A 16,806-nucleotide genomic window follows, 5' to 3' on the forward strand; every position below is an offset into this window, starting at 1 on the left:
CGGGGATAGAACCAGCCGATGGCAGGCTACCTGTTTTTTGCGCTCAAGCGCCTTCTTCAACTCGCAGCCGTGATCTTCGCGGGCACGTCCCTTGCCTTCGTAATCGCCAAGCTCAGCCCGATCAGCCCTGTCGAAACGATCATCGCGCGGGTTACGAACCGGGCATCGATGAGCCCGACGGCGATCCAGTCCCTGCGCGAAACCTATACGCAACTTTTCGGGCTCGATGTTCCCGTCTGGGAACAATACGTCAACTTCTGGGCGCGCCTGCTGACCGGCGATTTCGGCCCTTCACTGATTGCCTACCCCACACCGGCGATCGAGTTGATCATGTTAGCACTGCCCTGGACGGTAGGCCTGCTTTCGGTCGCGGTGGTTCTTACCTGGATACTTGGCAATGTCCTGGGAGGCCTTGCCGGCTATTACCAGAACTCACGCTTTCTCAAGGCCGTCGGCATCTTTGCTGTGGGCATTCAGCCGATCCCCTATTACATCGTGGCGTTTCTTATGGTCGTCATCTTCGGCTATTTATGGCCGGTGCTGCCCATTGCCGGCGGATTTTCCATGAATGTCCGGCCTGGGCTCACTTTTGAATACGTCTCATCCGTTCTTCATCATGCAATCCTGCCGGCAAGCTCGCTGGTACTGGTGGGCATGGGCACCTGGTTTTTCGGAATGCGGGCCCTGGTCTCCAACATCATCACGGAAGACTATGTGACCTATGCCGAGCTGGCCGGCGTGGAGCAAGGTAGGATCGTTTCCTCCTACGTTATGCGAAACGCCTTTGTGCCCCAACTCACAGCGTTGGCGATGGCATTGGGAGGCATTTTCTCGGGCACGATCATCACCGAGCAGGTGTTCGCATATCCGGGGCTCGGCACATTGCTTATCCGAGCGGTGAATGGCGGCGATACAACTCTAGTCCTAGCTGTGTCCTGCATTTCGGTTGTTGCGGTCGCAACCGCTATCTTCATCATAGACCTGCTGCATCCTGTGCTCGATCCTCGCGTCCGTGCGGAGTAGTCCGATGTTCTCAGTTTTTCGCGACCTTATCCGCTACAATATTGAATTCGCTGTCGGAGTTGTTCTCGTCAGTGGTGTCGTTCTGTTTGCGCTCTTGAGCTATGTCTCGCCAGTAGACCCGACGCTGATCTACGTCGCTATCCCTGACCAGCCGCCTAGTACGCAGTATTGGTTTGGCACCAATTCGCGCGGGCAGGATCTCTTCTGGCAGATGACATTTGCGCTCAGAAACACGCTGAGCTTCGGCCTTACAGTTGCTGTCCTTTCGCGCGTCATTTCGATAGTTGTCGGTCTTGCGGCTGGGTATCTCGGCGGCTGGGTTGACCGCGTGCTGATGTTCATCAACGACATCTTTGTAGCCATCCCCATTTTTCCGATACTGGTTCTGTTCTACTTCGTCCTACGCAGCAACTTGGACACATTCACTCTCGCATTGGTAATGGCGAGCTTCGGATGGCCATTCGATGCACGACTGATCCGCTCGGTGGCCCTCGGCCTAAGGCACCGCGAGTTTACGCGCCATGCGGTCTTTGCGGGTATGCCGGCGCGGAAGATCATGATGGAAGAGCACTTGCCTTACGTGATGCCGATCATCTTCTCGACGGCGATGGCCAACATGATCTGGTCGATCGGACTCGAGGTAACCCTGGCTGTGTTGGGCTTCACCAACCTCAATATTCCTACCGTCGGCACGGCGCTCTACTGGGCCAACAACCACTCGGCGATGGTGGTTGGCGTGTGGTGGTGGATCATGATCCCGGTGATCCTGATCGTGCTGACTTTCTTGGGCCTGTTCCTGCTGGCGGTGAGCATGAACGAATATATCGACCCGCGCAGCCGGCTGCGGCGAATGGGGGCATGATGATGCACCCCTACGTCCACGCCCCCCTGCCGGCCTCCTCCATAAGGGGGGAGGTGTCGCACCGAGCTTGCGGAGAGTTCAACGTATGACCCAAGACAGTGGCAAGCCCATCCTGACGGTGGAGGGCCTTAAGGCCTATTACCAGATGAACTATTTCGGCGTGCAGCGCGAAGTGCGGGCCGTCGACGACATCACCATGACCGTCCGGCGGAACGAGGTGTATGGCATTGCCGGGGAAAGTTCCTCGGGCAAGACCAGCTTCATCAAGGTGCTAGCAGCCGCTATCCGGCCGCCGATGCGGATTGTGGATGGTTCGGTGAAGTTCGACTTCGCCGGGCATCCGATCGATGTGGCCGATGCCACGCCCCAGCAGATTGAGGCGGTGCGCTGGAGCCATCTCAGCTACATCATGCAGGGCTCGATGAGCGTGCTCAACCCGGTGCGCAAGATCGGCAAGACCTTTGAGGATTTCGCCATGCGGCCGCTGGGGCTCAAGGGCGCCGCGTTTCGCGACCGGGTGGTGAACCATCTCGAACGGCTGAAACTGCCTGCCGACGTCCTCCGATCCTATCCGCACGAATTGTCGGGCGGCATGCGGCAGCGCGTGACCATTGGGCTCGCGACCGTGTGCCACCCCGAATTTATCATCGCCGACGAGCCGACCACGGCACTCGACGTGGTGGTGCAAAAGGAAGTGCTGGGGCTGATCCGCGAAATCCAGCAGGATATGGGCTCCTCGGTCGTCTTCGTGACACACGACATGAGCGTGCATGCCAACATGGCCGACCGGGTAGGCATCATCTATGCAGGGCGGCTGGTGGAGGAGGGGCCGACGCGGCAGATGTTCTTCGCGCCCAAGCACCCCTATACGGCCCATCTGGTGGCGAGCCTGCCGCGCATTGGCGACACCAAGCAGCGCCCTGCGCTGGAGGGGCGGCCGCCCAATCTCGCCGATCCACCGCAGGGCTGCCGGTTTAATCCCCGCTGTCCACTGGCCATCGATATCTGCCGCGAGAAATCGCCGCCGCTCGAGACCGTAGCGCCCGATCACCGCACCGCCTGCTGGCGCTGGCAGGACGTGCGACCGCTCACCGAACCGGCCAAGCCTTTGGAGACCGTGGCATGAGCACGCTTCTTGATGTTCGCAATGTTAGCAAAACCTTCGGCATGGGCGGGCTGTTCTCGCGCCGGGCGGTGCATGCGGTGCAGGACGCCACGATCAGCCTTTCGGCGGAGAAGCCCGAGATCTTCACCATTATCGGGGAGAGCGGCTCGGGCAAGACGACCCTGGCACGCATGATCCTGGGGCTGGAACTGCCCACGAGTGGCGAGATCAGCTTTCGCGGCAAGACGGTGAGCCATCGGGTGGGCCGCAAGGAGCGGCTCGAATTCATGGCCAATGTGCAGCCAGTGTTTCAGAACCCGTTCGAGGCATTCAATCCACTCAAGCGCGTGGATCGGTATCTCGACTCCACCGCGCGGCAGTTTCTGGGGCTGCGCGACCGGGCAGGGGTTGACCGCGCCATGGACGAGGCCCTCCAAAAGGTCGGGCTGAGCCTGGCGGAAGTGCGGGGGCGCTATCCCCATGAAATGAGCGGCGGGCAATTGCAGCGCGCGGCCATTGCGCGGGCGCTCATCCCCAATCCGCCGCTCCTGGTCGCCGACGAGCCGGTGTCGATGGTGGATGCGTCCTTGCGCATGAGCATCGTCAATCTTTTGCGCAGCCTGCGCGACGATCTGGGGGTCTCGGTGATCTACATCACCCATGACCTGGCGACGGCCTATTACATCTCGGACCGGCTGATCATCATGCAGCGCGGGCGGATCGTTGAGATGGGCGATGCGCGGACGGTGCTGGACAATCCCGAGCATCCCTATTCGCGGCTCCTCAAGGCGAGCGTGCTGTCGAGCGAGGATGCGGGGGCGGGCAAGCTCGCGACCGACCCCACCATGGTGGAGACGGCCAATGCGCTGATGGGGCGGCCGGGCAAGCTCGTCGAGCGGCCCGATGGGCGCGCGGTGCGGGTCTACGAGGCGGCTTGAGCGGGCACAGCAAAGGCGTTCTCCGCCGGGATAGCGATGGCGCAAGACTTTGTCGGGCGGGGCAGCATTTCGCGTTTTGAATCCTCGCATTGGTGCGGCGAAAACTCCACATTGTGCCCAACCAAGTTTCCAGGAGTAGTTTGATGCGCAATGCGATCTTCGCCGCGGCGGTGACCCTCGCCTTTTCCGCGCCGGCCCTCGCCCAGGGGCAAGTGCAGCCGCTGGTTGATGCGGAGTGGCTAAAGGTCAATGCCGGCGACGAGAATGTCGTCATCCTCGATATTCGCGACGACATCGAGGGCACCGATCTCGGCACCGAGCCCTATATCGCCAATGCGGTGGTCGCCCCCTACGGCTCGGCTGGCTGGCGCACGGAAGTCGATGGTGTGCCGGGCATGCTGCCGCCGATTGAACAGATCGTGGAACTCATCGGTAATCTCGGCGTCGACAATGACGACCATGTGGTGATCGTGCCCTGGGGTACCGATTCCAGCGAGTTCGGTGGCGCCACCCGTGTCTACTGGACATTCAAATATCTCGGCCATGAGGAGGTTTCGATCCTCGATGGTGGCTGGCGCCAGTATGACGCGCAGGGCGGCGCCCGTGCGGCCGAGCCGGCGCAGCCCGTTGCCGCCGAGTTCACCTACGAGTTGCAGGACGAGTTGCTCGCGACGACCGAGGATGTGGTGGCGGCGCTGGACGAGGGCGTTGCTTTAGTCGACGGCCGTCCGGTCGAGCAGTATCAGGGGCAGTCCAAGAGCCCGGTAGTGGCCACGGCCGGCACCATCCCCGGTTCGGTCAATATCGAGCACAGCAAACTTTATAGCGCCGAATACGCCATGTTCGCGGAGCCCGAGACAGTTGCCGCGCTGACGCAGGCGGTGAACCTGGGTGCCGACGAAGAGAACATCGTCTTCTGCAATACCGGTCACTGGGCGTCGGTCGCCTGGTTTGCCCTCAGCGAAGTGCAAGGCAACAAGAACACCAGCATGTATGACGGCTCGATGGCCGAGTGGACGGCCGATCCGTCGCGTCCGGTCGAATAAGCCCTCGACCCTCTTTCCCGAACGATCGGGCTGCGGCACCCTGGGGCGCCGCGGCCCAATTTCTTTGAAGCATTGACCCTTTTACGGCTGATCCAATGAGTGACATATCCCTGGGGCGTCCCAGCTATCTTCCTGCTGTCAATATCGACCGGGCGCCCATGCTGGTGGCAGCCGGGGCGCTGTTGTTCGGTTTCCTCGTCATTTCCCGCCTTGTCGATTTGCGGCAGGGTGCGCTGTTTCTCGTGGGTGGCGGACTGGGTGCCGCGCTCTATCATGGTTCGTTCGGTTTCACCGGCGGCTGGCGTCGCATGGTGGTGGAACGCCGTGGCCGGGGCATGCGGGCGCAGATGCTGATGATTGCCGTCACCGCCGTGGCGATGATCCCGCTCCTCTCGGCAGGCAGCTTGGGCGGGCAGGGTCTAGTGGGCGCGCTGGCGCCAGTGGGCCTTTCCGTTATGATCGGCGCGGCCATTTTCGGTTTGGGCATGCAATTGGGCGGCGGCTGTGGCTCGGGCACGCTCTTTACCGTGGGCGGGGGATCCTCGCGCATGCTGGTGACGCTGGCCTTCTTTATCGTCGGCGCGGTGGTCGGCACAGCCCATCTGCCCTGGTGGCTGGAGCAGCCCTCGTCGCCCGCCATCAGTATCGGCCAGCAGATCGGCGTCGGACCGGCAGTGCTGGTGACATTGGCGGGCCTGGGCCTCGTCGCGGCAGTTACGGCGCTGATCGAGCGGCGCGTGCATGGCAATCTCGAGCGCGAAGCAGAACCGGCGCGGCCGGGCTGGAGCTGGCTGCTTTATGGACCCTGGCCGGTGGTGGGCGCGGGCCTGGTGCTGGCAATCCTCAACATCGCGACGCTCCTTCTGGCGGGACACCCTTGGTCGATCACCTATGGCTTTGGCCTCTGGGGCGCCAAGATTGCAGATGCCGTGGGCCTTCCGGTGGCGCAGTGGGAGTTCTGGACCTGGCCGGCGCAAGCAACAGCGCTGCAAAGCAGTGTCCTGGCCGACACCACCTCGGTGATGAATTTCGGCATCATTCTGGGTGCGGGCCTGGCGGCGAGCTTAGCCGGTAAGTTTGCGCCCAAGGTCAAGATTCCGCTGGGCTCCATAGTCGCGGCTGCCGTCGGTGGGCTCCTGATGGGCTATGGCGCTCGTCTTTCGTTTGGCTGCAATATCGGTGCGCTTTTCAGTGGCATCGCCTCGGGGAGCCTGCATGGCTGGCTCTGGTTTGCCAGCGCATTCGTGGGGTCGCTGGCGGGTATTTGGATGCGGCCGCTGTTTGGTCTGGATGGGTTCGCCAAAAAATGAGTAGCGCGCGCAACACAGTTCTTTTTGGTGCCGCCCTAGCGGCTGCCACCGTGGGTATCGCAGCCGATCATCTGACCCATCCGGTGCCGCGGGCAACGCCCGCCGTGGCCACGGCTGCAGCTGGCGGCGCGCCATGCGCCGCAGGTGCGCCGTGTGCAGCGGGCGCGCCCTGTGCGGCGGGCGCGCCGGTAGTGCCAACCGCACCCTGTGCTGCGGGCGCGCCTTGCGCGGCCGGAGCCCCAAAGGCGCCGCCGCCTCCTCCACCCGCTGCCCCACCCGCAGCCGGTGCTGCATCCAAGGCAGCGCCGCCACCCCCACCGGCACCATTGCCGGCCGCGGAGCCCGAACTGCGGGCCGCGCCACCGCCGCCGGCGCCCCTGCCGACCGAGACGAAAAAGGCGCCACCGCCACCGCCAGCGCCACTTCCCGAGGCTACCAAGAAGGCACCCCCACCGCCGCCAGCGCCGCTGCCGCCAGGAGGCGCGCCGATATGAGCGCGGCGGACCGGGAGCAGGCGCTGCAGGAGATCGTGTTTTGCGAGGCGATCCTCGCCAAGGGAGGACGGAACGTCCTCTCCGAGACCTTCCGCGACGTCGACCAGATCACCGCCTGGGATCATTATCCGCCGGGCGATGTGTTCGATCCCGCGAGCGGCGCGCAGTGGTTCTATCATTGTCATCCCACCCACGAAGTACAGGTGGAGCATGGCCACTTCCATTGCTTCCTCCGGCCCGAGGGTGCGACCGGCCCCATCCACCATCTGGCCGCTATCGGGGTGGACGCCTATGGGCGTCCGCTGCGCCTCTTTACGGTCAACCAGTGGGTGGTGGGCGACGACTGGCTGGATGCGGAAGCGAGCATCGGCTTGCTCGCGCGGTTCGACATGCAGATGCCCCAGCCCTCCTATCTCGTGAACCGCTGGATCAGTGCTATTTTCCGCGCCTATGAGGGCGAGATCGAAGATCTGATCCGGCAGCGCGATCAGACGCTGGAGCATCACGTCGCGCCCGGGGGGCAAAAGGTGCGGGAAGACAGAGCTCTCGAAGTCACCTCAGAATACCTCCTGCCGACGCGCAGCTAGCCGGCGCCGGAACTCTGGCTGACAAGACCCGTTGCCCCACCGAACGGACATTTCGGAGGAGGGCAGCATGCGGCACGACAAGGTAGCGGTGGTAACCGGGGCCTCAGCGGGGGTCGGCCGGGCAATTGCGATTGCGCTGGGCCGGCGCGGCTTCAAGGTGGGCTTGATCGCCCGCGGCCGCGAAGGACTCGACGAGGCGCGCCGGGCCGTCGAAGCGGCTGGCGGAATGGCCTTGGCGCTGCCGGCCGATGTTGCCGATGCCGACGCAGTATTTGCGGCAGCCCAGCAGGTAAAGGCGGAATGGGGATCGATCGATCTTTGGATCAACAACGCCATGGTAACGGTCTTTTCCGAGTTCGACGATGTGACGCCCCAAGAGTTCAAGCGCGTCACTGACGTGACCTATCTCGGGCAGGTGCACGGCACCATGGCGGCGCTCAAGCATATGCGCCCGCGTGACCGTGGCACCATCGTGCAGATCGGTTCGGCCCTGGCCTATCGCTCTATCCCCCTGCAGTCGGCCTATTGCGGAGCCAAGGCCGCGGTGCGCGGCTTTACCGATAGCCTGCGCAGCGAATTGGAACATCAGGGAAGCCGAATCCGGCTGACTATGGTGCAACTGCCAGCGATGAACACGCCCCAGTTCAGCTGGGCCCGAACGCATCTGGACCAGCAGCCGATGCCGGTTCCCCCCATTTTCCAGCCCGAAGCGGTGGCCGAAGAGATTGTCCATGCTGCGTATCAAGCGCCGCGGGAAGTCTGGGTGGGCAAGCCAACGCTGGAAGCCATACTGGGCACGATGGTAGCGCCCGAGCGGCTCGACAAGATGATGGCCGAGAAGGCCTATGAAGGGCAGATGACCGACGATCCGATCTCGCCGGAACGTCGGGACAATCTGTTCGAGCCAGTGCCGCAACTGGCCGAGACGCATGGGGTGTTCGACGAGCAGGCCAAGGCCGAGGTGATGGCGTTCGATCCTACCCAGATCCGCGTGGCGGTGGCGGTCGCGGGGATCGCGGCTGCAGCGGGGCTGGGCGCGCTGGCGGCCAGTGCTGCGCGGCGACTGCGGTAGAAGGCTGGGCCGACCCCCACCCTAGCCCTCCCCCCCGGGGGGAGGGGATGCATCGAGCGCGTGGAAGAGTCTTAGCAGGAGTGGAGGTGTTCCTCCCCCTTCTTGAGGGGGAGCGACTGTCTTGTTGGTCAAGCGTTTTGCCACGGTTTTTTGTCTCGGATGATGGCGTTCAGGATGGTGAGGAGTTTTCTTGCGGTTGCGATGATGGCGACGCGTTTGGGTTTGCCGGCGTCGACAAGTCGCTGGTAGAACGCTTTGAGCGTGGTGTTGTGGCGGGCCGCCACCATGGCGCCCATGAACAAGGCTGAACGCGGAGCCGCGCGCCCGCCGCTGATAAAGCTCTTGCCGCGCCATTGGCCCGATTGGCGGGTGAACGGGGCCAGTCCCGCCAGGGCGGCGATGGCCCGCCGGTCCAACTGACCCAGCTCAGGCAGGTCAGCCAGCAGGGCGCGGGCGATCTTGTCCCCGATGCCGGGAACCGAGGCGAGCAGGTCCTGCTTGTCGCGCCAGACCGGGCTTTGCTCGATGAGCCCGCCCAGATCGCTGTCAAGCTGTGCCAACTCCCCATTGAGGGCGGCGATGATGCGCACCACGCTCAGCCGGGCCTTGCCTGGCGGTAGCTGGCCCTGCCGGTTCTTCTCGGCCACCAGCATTGCCACCAGTTGGCGTCTTCTGGCCATCAGCTCCGCCAGGGCCGCTGTCTCGTGGTCCACCAGCGCGCGCGGCTCCGGTTCGGTAGCCGCCACGAACAGGGCGATCATGCGCGCATCGATGCTGTCGTTCTTGGCGCGCATGCCAACGGCCTTGGCATAGTGGCGGATCTGGGCGGGATTGATCACCACCACCGGCAACCCGGCCTGCGCCAGACCGGCCGCCGCCAGCTTCTCGTAGCCGCCCGTGGCTTCCATGCCGACGCAATCGGGCTGGATAAAACCAAGCCGATCAACCAGCATGGTCAGGCCTGTCTCGTCATTGTCCAGGCTGAACAGCGTGCCCTCAGGGTGCACATACACATCCAGCCGCTTCTTGCTCACATCAATGCCGACGGTGATCTCCATAATGTCCCTTCCTTGCGCAAACGGGCTCGCTGAGCGGCCCAAGCGACTGTTCGGGATCAAGGGATCAAGGCGCAGCGAAACTCTCTCCCCCACGCGCTCAAACACCCAGGATAGGTCCGTCCTGCTGCGCCTCACCGCACCTGATGATCGGTCATGCAACGGCGACGTCAAGTTACAAGGCTAGGTGGGGGTGACCCTGCCGCGTCGTGGGTTGGCCGGCCCACCTGCGGCAATGCCCTGCAAGGGTGGGGCTAACTGCGACCGAACAGAGCGGCCGCCAAAGGCGGCAGTTCCAGTGGTTTCTCGCAGCGCTTGATGGTGGAAAAACGGGTGGGGATCACGTCGCGATCATAGCCGGTGAGGAATACGAAGGGCACGTTGCGCTCAAGCAGGAGATCGGCAAAGGGGAAGACCATTTCGCCCTGCACATTGAGATCGAGGATGGCGGCGTCGAGGGGCGCCTCCTGTTCCAGGATGTGGGTCGCCTTAGCGACAGAAGGGGCGGGGCCGACAACCTCCACACCGGCTTGCTCCAACTCCCGCAGCAGGTCGGCAACCATGAAGAAATCGTCTTCGACCACCAGAATGCGGCGGCCCTTAAGGGCGTCGAGCGGGTTGGTCATTCCATGTCTCCGTCCAATGGCAGGTTGACCGTGCAACGAAGTTGCGTGGCGGTGAGTTCGAAGCTGGTTTCCGCGCCCAGGCTATAGGGCAGGGCCTTTTCAAGGAGGGTGCGGCCATAGCCGGTGGAAACGGCCACGGGTTCGGCGGTTCCGGTCACCCCGTCCTCGCGCCATTCCAGCAGCAGAAATGCGCGATGCTCCTTCTCGTAAGTGCTCCATGTTGCTTCCAGCCGACCGTGATCATTGCTGAGCGCGCCGTATTTGCGTGCATTGGTGGCCAGTTCGTGAATGGCGAGCGCGAGGGTCTGGACCGCGGAATTGCGCAGGCGCACGCGGGGACCGGAGATGACTACCCGATCGGTCAATTCGAGCGCGCCCAAGGCATCGAGTTCAGCGCGGATTACCGCCCCGATGGTGATCGGTTCCTGATTGGCGCGCGAAAGGAGGCCCTGAACGCGCGAGAGGGCCCCCAGCCGCTGGTTGATCTGATCGCCAAAGCCCTCCAACGATTTGCTGGTGCGCACAGTCTGGCTGATGATCGAGCGCACGACGCCCAACAGATTGCGGGTGCGGTGCTGGAGTTCGGCGACCATCACTTCCATGCGGTCGGCTGCGCGTTTTTCGCCAGTGATATCGCGGCCAATGCCGCCGACACCGCCCTGCGCGCCGGGGATGAAGAATCCAGTGTCGCGGATCCAGCGCACCTCGCCATCGCTGGGGCGGCGAATGCGGAACTCCTGGGAGATCTGCTCGCCGGCCTGAATGCGCCGGAGATTGCTCATGACGGGCTCCTGGTCCTTGGGCAGGATCAGCGATAGCCAGACATCGATGCTGTTGCGGCCTTCAATGGCCTGCGTACTGATGCCATAGACCTGCTCGACAGCAGGGCTGATATAGACAAGGTCCAGCGTTTGGGCGTTGCGAATCCACAGGACGTCCGAAGACGCCTCGCCGAACTGGCGAAAGCGCTCTTCGCTTTCGCGCAGCGCCTGTTCGCGCTGCCGCCTTTCGGTAACGTCCTGACCCATTTTGGCGAAGCCGCGCAACGCTCCGTCGAGGCCTCGCAGGGCCGTGACAGAACCCTCAATAAAGACGCGGTTGCCATTCTTGCAGAGATGCCACCGGATATCGGGCGCCGTGCCGTGCTCGCGCGCCGTCTGGATTTCGCGGGCATGCTCGCCGCGCTCGAGATCTTCGGGAACAAAGAGGATGGCGCCGCTCTGGCCCACCGCCTCCTCGGCGGTCCAGCCGAAGACTGCTTCGGCGCCCGCGAACCAATGGGTGATGCGATCTTGTGGATCGCTCAGGAAGATGGCGTGATCGCGGACCTTGTCGACAACCAGCTGAAACTGCTGCCCGCTGGTGTTGAGCTCGGCCACCTTAAGCAGCCGATCGATCACCGGGCCCAGCAGGGCGGCGTAGGTTCGCAGGAACTCGGTGTCCTGGCTGCCAAACTCGCGCGGCTCCAGAGCATCGACCTGCAGCAGACCATAGAGCCGGCCACCCGGCAGGTAGATTGGGACATTGACCAGGGCCGTTACACCCGCTCGGCGCATGAATTCGGGGATGACGAAGCGCTCCTCCTTGGTGATATCCTGAGAAACGACCGGCTGCCCCTGTTGAATGGAAAAAGATTCGGACGTGCTCTCATCCAGAGCCAGTCGCAAATGTCCCACGATCCCTGGCGACCAGCCCACGCCGGCGCGGACCAGAAGAAAGCTCTGATCGGCCGAGATTTCGAGGATCTTGGAGCGATCTGTTCCCAAGGCCTCGGCGACCAGGCGGCAGGCTTCGGTGAGCACCGCATCTAGATCTTCGTTGCCCAGGGTGAACTCGCCGAACTGGGCGAGCACCTGCTGGCGCTTGATCATCTGCTCGAGGTCAGCCATGGCCGCTGCTTCCGGTTTTTGGCCGAGCATTGTCCTCGGCACCTGTCGGCATGGCAACAGCGAAAACCGTCGCGCGCACGGCCGGTGGCCGCCCGGCATCAGGGGGTTGTGTTAATCGGTGCTGTCCTGATTGGTCATGGTCTCGAAGGGTTCAAGGCCCGGCACTTCGCCCCTGACGGGGGTCTCTCCTCCACCTCGCTCCGCTTCGTGCTGCTCGGCGGCGCGCCGCCAATGCTCCTCGTGCTTGCCTGCGGGGCGGCCCTCAAGCTCCCAGAATTCATAGGCGCGCTGCCGGATCCACTCGTGGTCCTGATCGCGATTGCCGTTGTCCATGGGTCTTCTCCTTGGAATGCCTCAGACCGAGTCTGGGAAGGGACGCCGCTCGGGCGTCGTCGGCGTGTCGGGCATCTTGGTGGGGTTTGGATCGGGGACCGGTGATTTGACGGGGGTTTCGCCCGGGTTTGGTCGCGGGCCGGGCTCGAGGATGGGCGGGATGGGACCGGTCTCGTCAGGGTCGTGCGGCATGGAGGGGCTGGGATCGCGTGGGGGGAAGTTCATGAAGGGACCTCCGTGGGTATGGCTCCTGCGCGCTCGCCAGAGGGCGGAAGGCTCATGCGCGCGTCATTCAGCACATAACAAGTCACGGGACCGTTCGTTGCTTAACATAGATGTATCCGCAGTGGCGCTCCCCCTCTGCCCGTAGCGCGGCTAAATGCCCGTGTGTTCTACGTTTCTGAACGAGGAGCCGGTTACTTGCCGATGACTCGAAAACAATAAAGTTTTAAGTAGTTGCGCCGAGCTTCTACCTTGAAGCTTTGAAAGGGCAAATAAATCGATCTGGGCGGAACCGTGGCCGTTACTGGTCGTTGGGACGGGGTGCACAGCGAGAGGTCATGGCTTCAAGCTGGCAGAGAGCGGTCCCAGGGCCGCTCTGGGTCGATGGTCCTTGGATGCATTGGCTCGTTCGTTATCGAGCGCTTTCGTCCCAAATGCGGGGCGCAGGCACGGAGCGAAGGGGATGGGCGGGTCAGATCCTGCCCTATGCCAGTAAGCGCCTTGGAGGGTGGCAACGACCATGCCTCCGACGCTCGTTAGCAATTGTCCCAGTGGGAGGCCGGCTGCGCCAGTCTCCTGCACGGAAATCACTCTTGCCGGCCGGGTTTCCGGCTCGGCCTGATCGGTCGCCCACCTGGCGTGGCCGCGCTAAGGCCGCCTTCGGGCTGCCGTTCAATGCAGAAAAAGAAAGGAACGCCCAATGACTAAAAAGTTCATGCCAGCGCTGATAGCGAGCATGGTCGGTGCGACCGTTATGACTCCGATCGCCTATGGCCAGGCGGCCCCCGCAATCACCGCAGCAGAGGCCTGTGAGGCTCTCCTGACGCTGAACGAAGAGAACCGCAACGAGCTGCGCCCAGAGTGGATCGAGGAGTCGCAGGCTCTGATCGACGCTGGTGATGCCGAGCGTTGCCTCGTCTACTACGAAGAGGCTACAGCAGCACTGGGCAACACCGGTGAGGTCGATGCGACCGCAGCTGCCCGCATCGTCGTGACGCAGCCTGATCCCAATGTCAGCGTTGACCAGGCCGCACCGCAGGTGTCCGTGACCAACCCTGAGCCAAGCGTTCGAGTGAACCAGGGTCAGCCGGAAATCATCGTCCGTCAGGCGCCGCCGAACGTGCTGGTGGAAGTGCCGCAGCCGATCATCACCATCGATCAGCCGCAGCCGCAGATCATCGTCCGTATGCCCGAGCCCGATATCGCTGTAACCAATCCGCAGCCTCAGGTGGATGTCGTCCAGGCACAGCCGCAGGTTACGGTTGAGCAGCCCGAAGCACAGGTTGCCCTGACGGATCAGGCGACTTCGCCAGCCGAGGCCACTATCGATGTGGATCAGGCCGCACCGCAGGTCTATCTGGAAGATAGCGGCGCCCCGCAGGTGGCGGTTGAGAGCGGCGAGCCCGTGATCTCCTATGAAGCTGCCGAGCCGAACATTCAGGTCGAGCAGGTCGGCGAGCCGGAAATCCGCTTCAACCAGAGCGGTGAAGCCGACGTCCAGTTCGAGCAGGGTGCAGCTGTCGAAGGCGGCGCCATGGCAACGGGTACTGCCGACACTGAAATGTATGCCGTTCTCCTCGTCCAGGAGGAAGTGGAAGCCGGTCAGATGATGCAGTACAATGCCAGCGACCTCGCCGGCCGCAACCTCACCACGGTCAGTGGTCAGGCACTCGGTAGCGTAGACCGCGTCGTTGACCAGGGCGGCACCTACTACGTCGTCGTGACCGATGGCAGCGCCTTCGGCATGCAGGGCGAAGCAGGCCTGCCGCTCGAGAACATCTCGGTTCAGAACGGTGAGCTGGTCTTCCGTGGTCTTACTGAGCAGCAGCTCGGTACGGTCACTGAGTTTGACCCAGCCGGTGCCCAGCCGCTTGGTGCTACCGACCGTGTCGAGATCGGCACGCTCTAAGCATCGAGTAGATACATGAAATTGGCCCCGCGGCACCGCCGCGGGGCTTTTTGTGCGTCAGCTGCGCCAGTGCAGCATGGGGGCACTGAGGGTTTGCAGCTGGTCAGGCGACACCCCATCGATCCGCTTGAGAAGAAGATTGGTCAGTGCGCTGCCCGCAGCGAAGATGTCCTCGCCAATGCTGTCCATGGCCGGAAAGAGCGTCGGCAGGATGCCCGAAGTCTGTTTGTAGATGATGCGAACATCCTTGCTCAGGGCGAGGCCCGCTTCCTGAAGACCGCTGGCGAGCGCAATCGTGCGCATTTCGTTGTCGCAGATGATCCCGTCGGGGAACTGCCCTGAAGCCCCCTGATCGAGGCCAAGTTGGCGCAATTCCGCATGGCTCTTGGCGGAGCCATCCAGAATGCTGGTCCTCACGCCTGCTGCTGCGGCCGCGCTCTCAAAGCTGGTTACGATGTTGCGGTAATTGGTGGTTCGGTCGTTGCCGATCACCAACATAAGGTTTTTTGCCCCTTGGCTAGCCAGCCGTTGCACCGCAGAGCTGGCGAAGATCTCCGAATGGAAATCGTGGAAAGGGTGGGGTGTGGCAAATTCAGTACGGCCATGGCTGACAAACGGCAGGCCGGCCTCGATCAGCATTTGGACACGCGGATCAAGCGGAGCGGTGTGGGTCAGGATGACACCGTCGGCTGCACGATTGTCGAGGATGTAGCGTACGGTATCGGTCGAGACCTCGCGTTCGAATTCCGGGATGACTGTGAGATGGTAGCGCGTGCCCTTGATGGCGGCCCCGATACCCTGGATCATCTGGCGAGCGAAATCTATGGAGTTCTCGGCGCCATCGAGTACCAGCGCAATGACATTGGTTTTGCCGGTGCGCAGGCGCACCCCAGCACGATCGGGCACGTAGCCCAGCGCCTCGGCGGCAGCCTGAACCTTGTCGCGCGTCTCCTGCTTGAGCGAGGCGCCGCCGCGCAGCGACAGGGATACTGTCGACAGGCTGAGACCGGTCACCTCCGCCAGGGTGCGCAAAGTCACCCGCTTATTGCTGTCGGCTGGTCCCGCGGGGTTCGGCGTGGTCTTTTTGCTCATGCGCTCGCTGCTGGTGCTTGCGCCAATCTATAGCGCAGTCGCAGCAAACGGGAACCCGCCAATGCGGGCCGGTGCGCTAGGGCTCGTTTTTCTGTACGATGCAATTGCCACCGGCAGCAAGCAATTGGTCGCACAACGCAGCGGCCTTGCCGCGGCTTTGCCGCCCCACCATGGCGGAAAACCGGAGGCGATTGCCAAAATTAGGATTGCGCACGGTAATGAGCATGAGTTGTTCGGTGCCCAGCACGCCGCCGAACTGCGCCTGGGCCTGATCAAAGCGGGCGCGGGCAAGGTCGGCGGATGCATTCTGGGCTATCAGCACGCCCCAGGGTTGCCATTGCGCCGGGCTCGTTGTGAGATCGGGCGCACGGACCGACTGAGCCATATCGAGGCAAGCGGCCTGGAAGTCGGTATTCCGGTCCAGCGTGTAGTCGACATCTCCTGGCGGATCGGCGAGCCATTGATCGACCGGATGCCCGGTAACGATCATCACATAGTTGCGGGTCTCGAGTGGCAGCGCGCCGCCGTCATTGGTCACATAGCGGCCAATGCGACCCTCGCCGCCATTATAAGCCGCGGCCGCAAGGCCGAGATTGCCAAATCTCTCTTCCAGAAAGTGCAAATACTCCGCCGAGCGTGCCAAGGCTTCGGCGGGATCGAACGGGTTGGCCAGGTTCCGCAGCCGCGCCGTGCTGGGAATGAACTGCGCGATGCCCTGGGCACCGGCAGGGCTCAACGCCGCAGGGTCAAAGCGGCTCTCCTGCCAAATGAGACGGGCGAAGAACCCTTCCGGCAGGCTCCAGTAGCGCGCATAGGTGGCGATCGCAGCGCAAACATCAGCGCGGTAATCGGCCTGCGTGATGCAAACCTGTTGGCCGCCCAATCCGTAACATGAGCTTGGGTCCGCGCTGTCCCCCTGCGCTCGAGCCGATCCGGGCAAGAGCAGGACTGCAAGCACCAGCAGCCAGCTAAGTGAGATCATTCGGATCACGAGCAGCTCAACTTTTTCATGTGCATCAGGGATTTGTATTGAATAACTCGCCACGGGGCAGTGATGTTCAATCAGCCGGGGCGGTTATTTCCGCGCCCGGCACAATCGAGCGTTTTTGCGGGCGATCCGAACTGCGGCCAAGCGCCGGAACTGAAGCGCTCAAGGCGCCGTTGGGATGCCCAAGGGCGCCACCAGAGCAAGCCACATTGGTGAGCACGGTGACAGGAACAATCGCCCGTGGAGCAGGCGGTT

17 protein-coding genes are annotated in these 16,806 nt (G+C 63.0%); 9 read left to right on the forward strand and 8 right to left on the reverse strand.

Going from position 1 to position 16,806, the window contains the following annotated elements; translation table 11 throughout:
• The first annotated feature begins 18 nt into the window (after positions 1 to 18).
• The 6 genes from QOV41_RS03950 to QOV41_RS03975 all read left to right on the forward strand — a co-directional run bounded on the left by QOV41_RS03950 (position 19) and on the right by QOV41_RS03975 (position 6,284).
• Positions 19 to 1,023, forward strand: a complete 1,005-nt coding sequence (locus tag QOV41_RS03950) for an ABC transporter permease (RefSeq protein WP_284579672.1) — start codon at positions 19 to 21, stop codon at positions 1,021 to 1,023.
• Between the two features lie 4 nt (positions 1,024 to 1,027).
• A complete protein-coding gene (locus QOV41_RS03955) occupies positions 1,028 to 1,885 on the forward strand; it encodes an ABC transporter permease (protein WP_284579674.1) in 858 nt (285 codons plus the stop codon).
• Positions 1,886 to 1,970: 85 nt separating this feature from the next.
• Entirely contained in the window at positions 1,971 to 3,011 is a 1,041-nt protein-coding gene (locus QOV41_RS03960; protein ID WP_284579676.1) for an ABC transporter ATP-binding protein, read from the forward strand.
• Positions 3,008 to 3,928, forward strand: coding sequence for an ABC transporter ATP-binding protein (locus QOV41_RS03965; RefSeq protein ID WP_284579678.1), 921 nt, complete (start codon positions 3,008 to 3,010; stop codon positions 3,926 to 3,928). The genes QOV41_RS03960 and QOV41_RS03965 overlap by 4 nt, the downstream gene beginning before the upstream one ends.
• A gap of 143 nt (positions 3,929 to 4,071) precedes the next feature.
• Positions 4,072 to 4,974, forward strand: a complete 903-nt coding sequence (locus tag QOV41_RS03970) for a sulfurtransferase (protein ID WP_284579679.1) — start codon at positions 4,072 to 4,074, stop codon at positions 4,972 to 4,974.
• Positions 4,975 to 5,069: 95 nt separating this feature from the next.
• The gene (locus QOV41_RS03975) at positions 5,070 to 6,284 is read left to right on the forward strand and encodes a YeeE/YedE family protein (RefSeq protein WP_284579680.1); all 1,215 of its coding nucleotides are present in this window, start codon (positions 5,070 to 5,072) and stop codon (positions 6,282 to 6,284) included.
• A gap of 67 nt (positions 6,285 to 6,351) precedes the next feature.
• Here the strand turns inward: QOV41_RS03975 and QOV41_RS03980 are convergent, their stop codons facing one another.
• A complete protein-coding gene (locus QOV41_RS03980; protein WP_284579682.1) occupies positions 6,352 to 6,723 on the reverse strand; it encodes a hypothetical protein in 372 nt (123 codons plus the stop codon).
• A 51-nt stretch (positions 6,724 to 6,774) separates the two neighbouring features.
• On the opposite strand from QOV41_RS03980, the gene QOV41_RS03985 reads away from it, so the two are divergent.
• Both QOV41_RS03985 and QOV41_RS03990 read left to right on the forward strand, forming a co-directional pair.
• Positions 6,775 to 7,365 (forward strand): DUF6969 family protein, encoded by a 591-nt coding sequence (locus tag QOV41_RS03985; RefSeq protein WP_284579683.1) that lies wholly within the window; start codon positions 6,775 to 6,777, stop codon positions 7,363 to 7,365.
• 67 nt (positions 7,366 to 7,432) lie between these two features.
• Entirely contained in the window at positions 7,433 to 8,437 is a 1,005-nt protein-coding gene (locus QOV41_RS03990; protein WP_284579684.1) for an SDR family oxidoreductase, read from the forward strand.
• Between the two features lie 128 nt (positions 8,438 to 8,565).
• On the opposite strand, the gene QOV41_RS03995 is transcribed toward QOV41_RS03990, so the two are convergent.
• From QOV41_RS03995 to QOV41_RS04015, 5 genes are all read right to left on the reverse strand, one after another.
• Positions 8,566 to 9,495, reverse strand: a complete 930-nt coding sequence (locus QOV41_RS03995; protein ID WP_284579686.1) for an IS110 family RNA-guided transposase — start codon at positions 9,493 to 9,495, stop codon at positions 8,566 to 8,568.
• A 251-nt stretch (positions 9,496 to 9,746) separates the two neighbouring features.
• Positions 9,747 to 10,118: a response regulator gene (locus QOV41_RS04000; RefSeq protein ID WP_284579688.1), complete on the reverse strand. Its 372-nt coding sequence runs from the start codon at positions 10,116 to 10,118 to the stop codon at positions 9,747 to 9,749.
• The gene (locus tag QOV41_RS04005; RefSeq protein WP_284579689.1) at positions 10,115 to 12,007 is read right to left on the reverse strand and encodes a PAS domain S-box protein; all 1,893 of its coding nucleotides are present in this window, start codon (positions 12,005 to 12,007) and stop codon (positions 10,115 to 10,117) included. Before QOV41_RS04005 ends, QOV41_RS04000 begins: the two co-directional genes overlap by 4 nt.
• 111 nt (positions 12,008 to 12,118) lie before the next feature.
• Positions 12,119 to 12,340, reverse strand: coding sequence for a DUF2934 domain-containing protein (locus tag QOV41_RS04010; RefSeq protein WP_284579691.1), 222 nt, complete (start codon positions 12,338 to 12,340; stop codon positions 12,119 to 12,121).
• A 21-nt stretch (positions 12,341 to 12,361) separates the two neighbouring features.
• Positions 12,362 to 12,565, reverse strand: a complete 204-nt coding sequence (locus tag QOV41_RS04015) for a hypothetical protein (protein ID WP_284579693.1) — start codon at positions 12,563 to 12,565, stop codon at positions 12,362 to 12,364.
• 697 nt (positions 12,566 to 13,262) lie between these two features.
• On the opposite strand from QOV41_RS04015, the gene QOV41_RS04020 reads away from it, so the two are divergent.
• Positions 13,263 to 14,471, forward strand: a complete 1,209-nt coding sequence (locus QOV41_RS04020) for a PRC-barrel domain-containing protein (RefSeq protein ID WP_284579694.1) — start codon at positions 13,263 to 13,265, stop codon at positions 14,469 to 14,471.
• Positions 14,472 to 14,528: 57 nt separating this feature from the next.
• Here QOV41_RS04020 and QOV41_RS04025 read toward each other — a convergent pair whose 3' ends face one another.
• The gene (locus QOV41_RS04025) at positions 14,529 to 15,563 is read right to left on the reverse strand and encodes a LacI family transcriptional regulator (RefSeq protein ID WP_284579696.1); all 1,035 of its coding nucleotides are present in this window, start codon (positions 15,561 to 15,563) and stop codon (positions 14,529 to 14,531) included.
• 76 nt (positions 15,564 to 15,639) lie between these two features.
• A complete protein-coding gene (locus QOV41_RS04030) occupies positions 15,640 to 16,545 on the reverse strand; it encodes a lytic transglycosylase domain-containing protein (RefSeq protein ID WP_284579697.1) in 906 nt (301 codons plus the stop codon).
• Between the last annotated feature and the right edge of the window lie 261 nt (positions 16,546 to 16,806).

It is taken from the genome of Devosia sp. RR2S18, from assembly GCF_030177755.1.
Classification (GTDB): Bacteria; Pseudomonadota; Alphaproteobacteria; order Rhizobiales; family Devosiaceae; genus Devosia; species Devosia rhizosphaerae.

Bases quoted from the DNA above. Each gene is read 5' to 3' on its own strand.
- QOV41_RS03985 (WP_284579683.1), top strand. From the start codon at position 6,775: ATGAGCGCGGCGGACCGGGAGCAGGCGCTGCAGGAGATCGTGTTTTGC.
- QOV41_RS04010 (WP_284579691.1), bottom strand. From the start codon at position 12,340: ATGGACAACGGCAATCGCGATCAGGACCACGAGTGGATCCGGCAGCGC.
- QOV41_RS03975 (WP_284579680.1), top strand. From the start codon at position 5,070: ATGAGTGACATATCCCTGGGGCGTCCCAGCTATCTTCCTGCTGTCAAT.
- QOV41_RS03960 (WP_284579676.1), top strand. From the start codon at position 1,971: ATGACCCAAGACAGTGGCAAGCCCATCCTGACGGTGGAGGGCCTTAAG.
- QOV41_RS04020 (WP_284579694.1), top strand. From the start codon at position 13,263: ATGACTAAAAAGTTCATGCCAGCGCTGATAGCGAGCATGGTCGGTGCG.
- QOV41_RS04000 (WP_284579688.1), bottom strand. From the start codon at position 10,118: ATGACCAACCCGCTCGACGCCCTTAAGGGCCGCCGCATTCTGGTGGTC.
- QOV41_RS03970 (WP_284579679.1), top strand. From the start codon at position 4,072: ATGCGCAATGCGATCTTCGCCGCGGCGGTGACCCTCGCCTTTTCCGCG.
- QOV41_RS03955 (WP_284579674.1), top strand. From the start codon at position 1,028: ATGTTCTCAGTTTTTCGCGACCTTATCCGCTACAATATTGAATTCGCT.
- QOV41_RS04030 (WP_284579697.1), bottom strand. From the start codon at position 16,545: ATGATCTCACTTAGCTGGCTGCTGGTGCTTGCAGTCCTGCTCTTGCCC.
- QOV41_RS04015 (WP_284579693.1), bottom strand. From the start codon at position 12,565: ATGAACTTCCCCCCACGCGATCCCAGCCCCTCCATGCCGCACGACCCT.
- QOV41_RS03990 (WP_284579684.1), top strand. From the start codon at position 7,433: ATGCGGCACGACAAGGTAGCGGTGGTAACCGGGGCCTCAGCGGGGGTC.
- QOV41_RS03995 (WP_284579686.1), bottom strand. From the start codon at position 9,495: ATGGAGATCACCGTCGGCATTGATGTGAGCAAGAAGCGGCTGGATGTG.
- QOV41_RS03950 (WP_284579672.1), top strand. From the start codon at position 19: ATGGCAGGCTACCTGTTTTTTGCGCTCAAGCGCCTTCTTCAACTCGCA.
- QOV41_RS03965 (WP_284579678.1), top strand. From the start codon at position 3,008: ATGAGCACGCTTCTTGATGTTCGCAATGTTAGCAAAACCTTCGGCATG.
- QOV41_RS04005 (WP_284579689.1), bottom strand. From the start codon at position 12,007: ATGGCTGACCTCGAGCAGATGATCAAGCGCCAGCAGGTGCTCGCCCAG.
- QOV41_RS04025 (WP_284579696.1), bottom strand. From the start codon at position 15,563: ATGAGCAAAAAGACCACGCCGAACCCCGCGGGACCAGCCGACAGCAAT.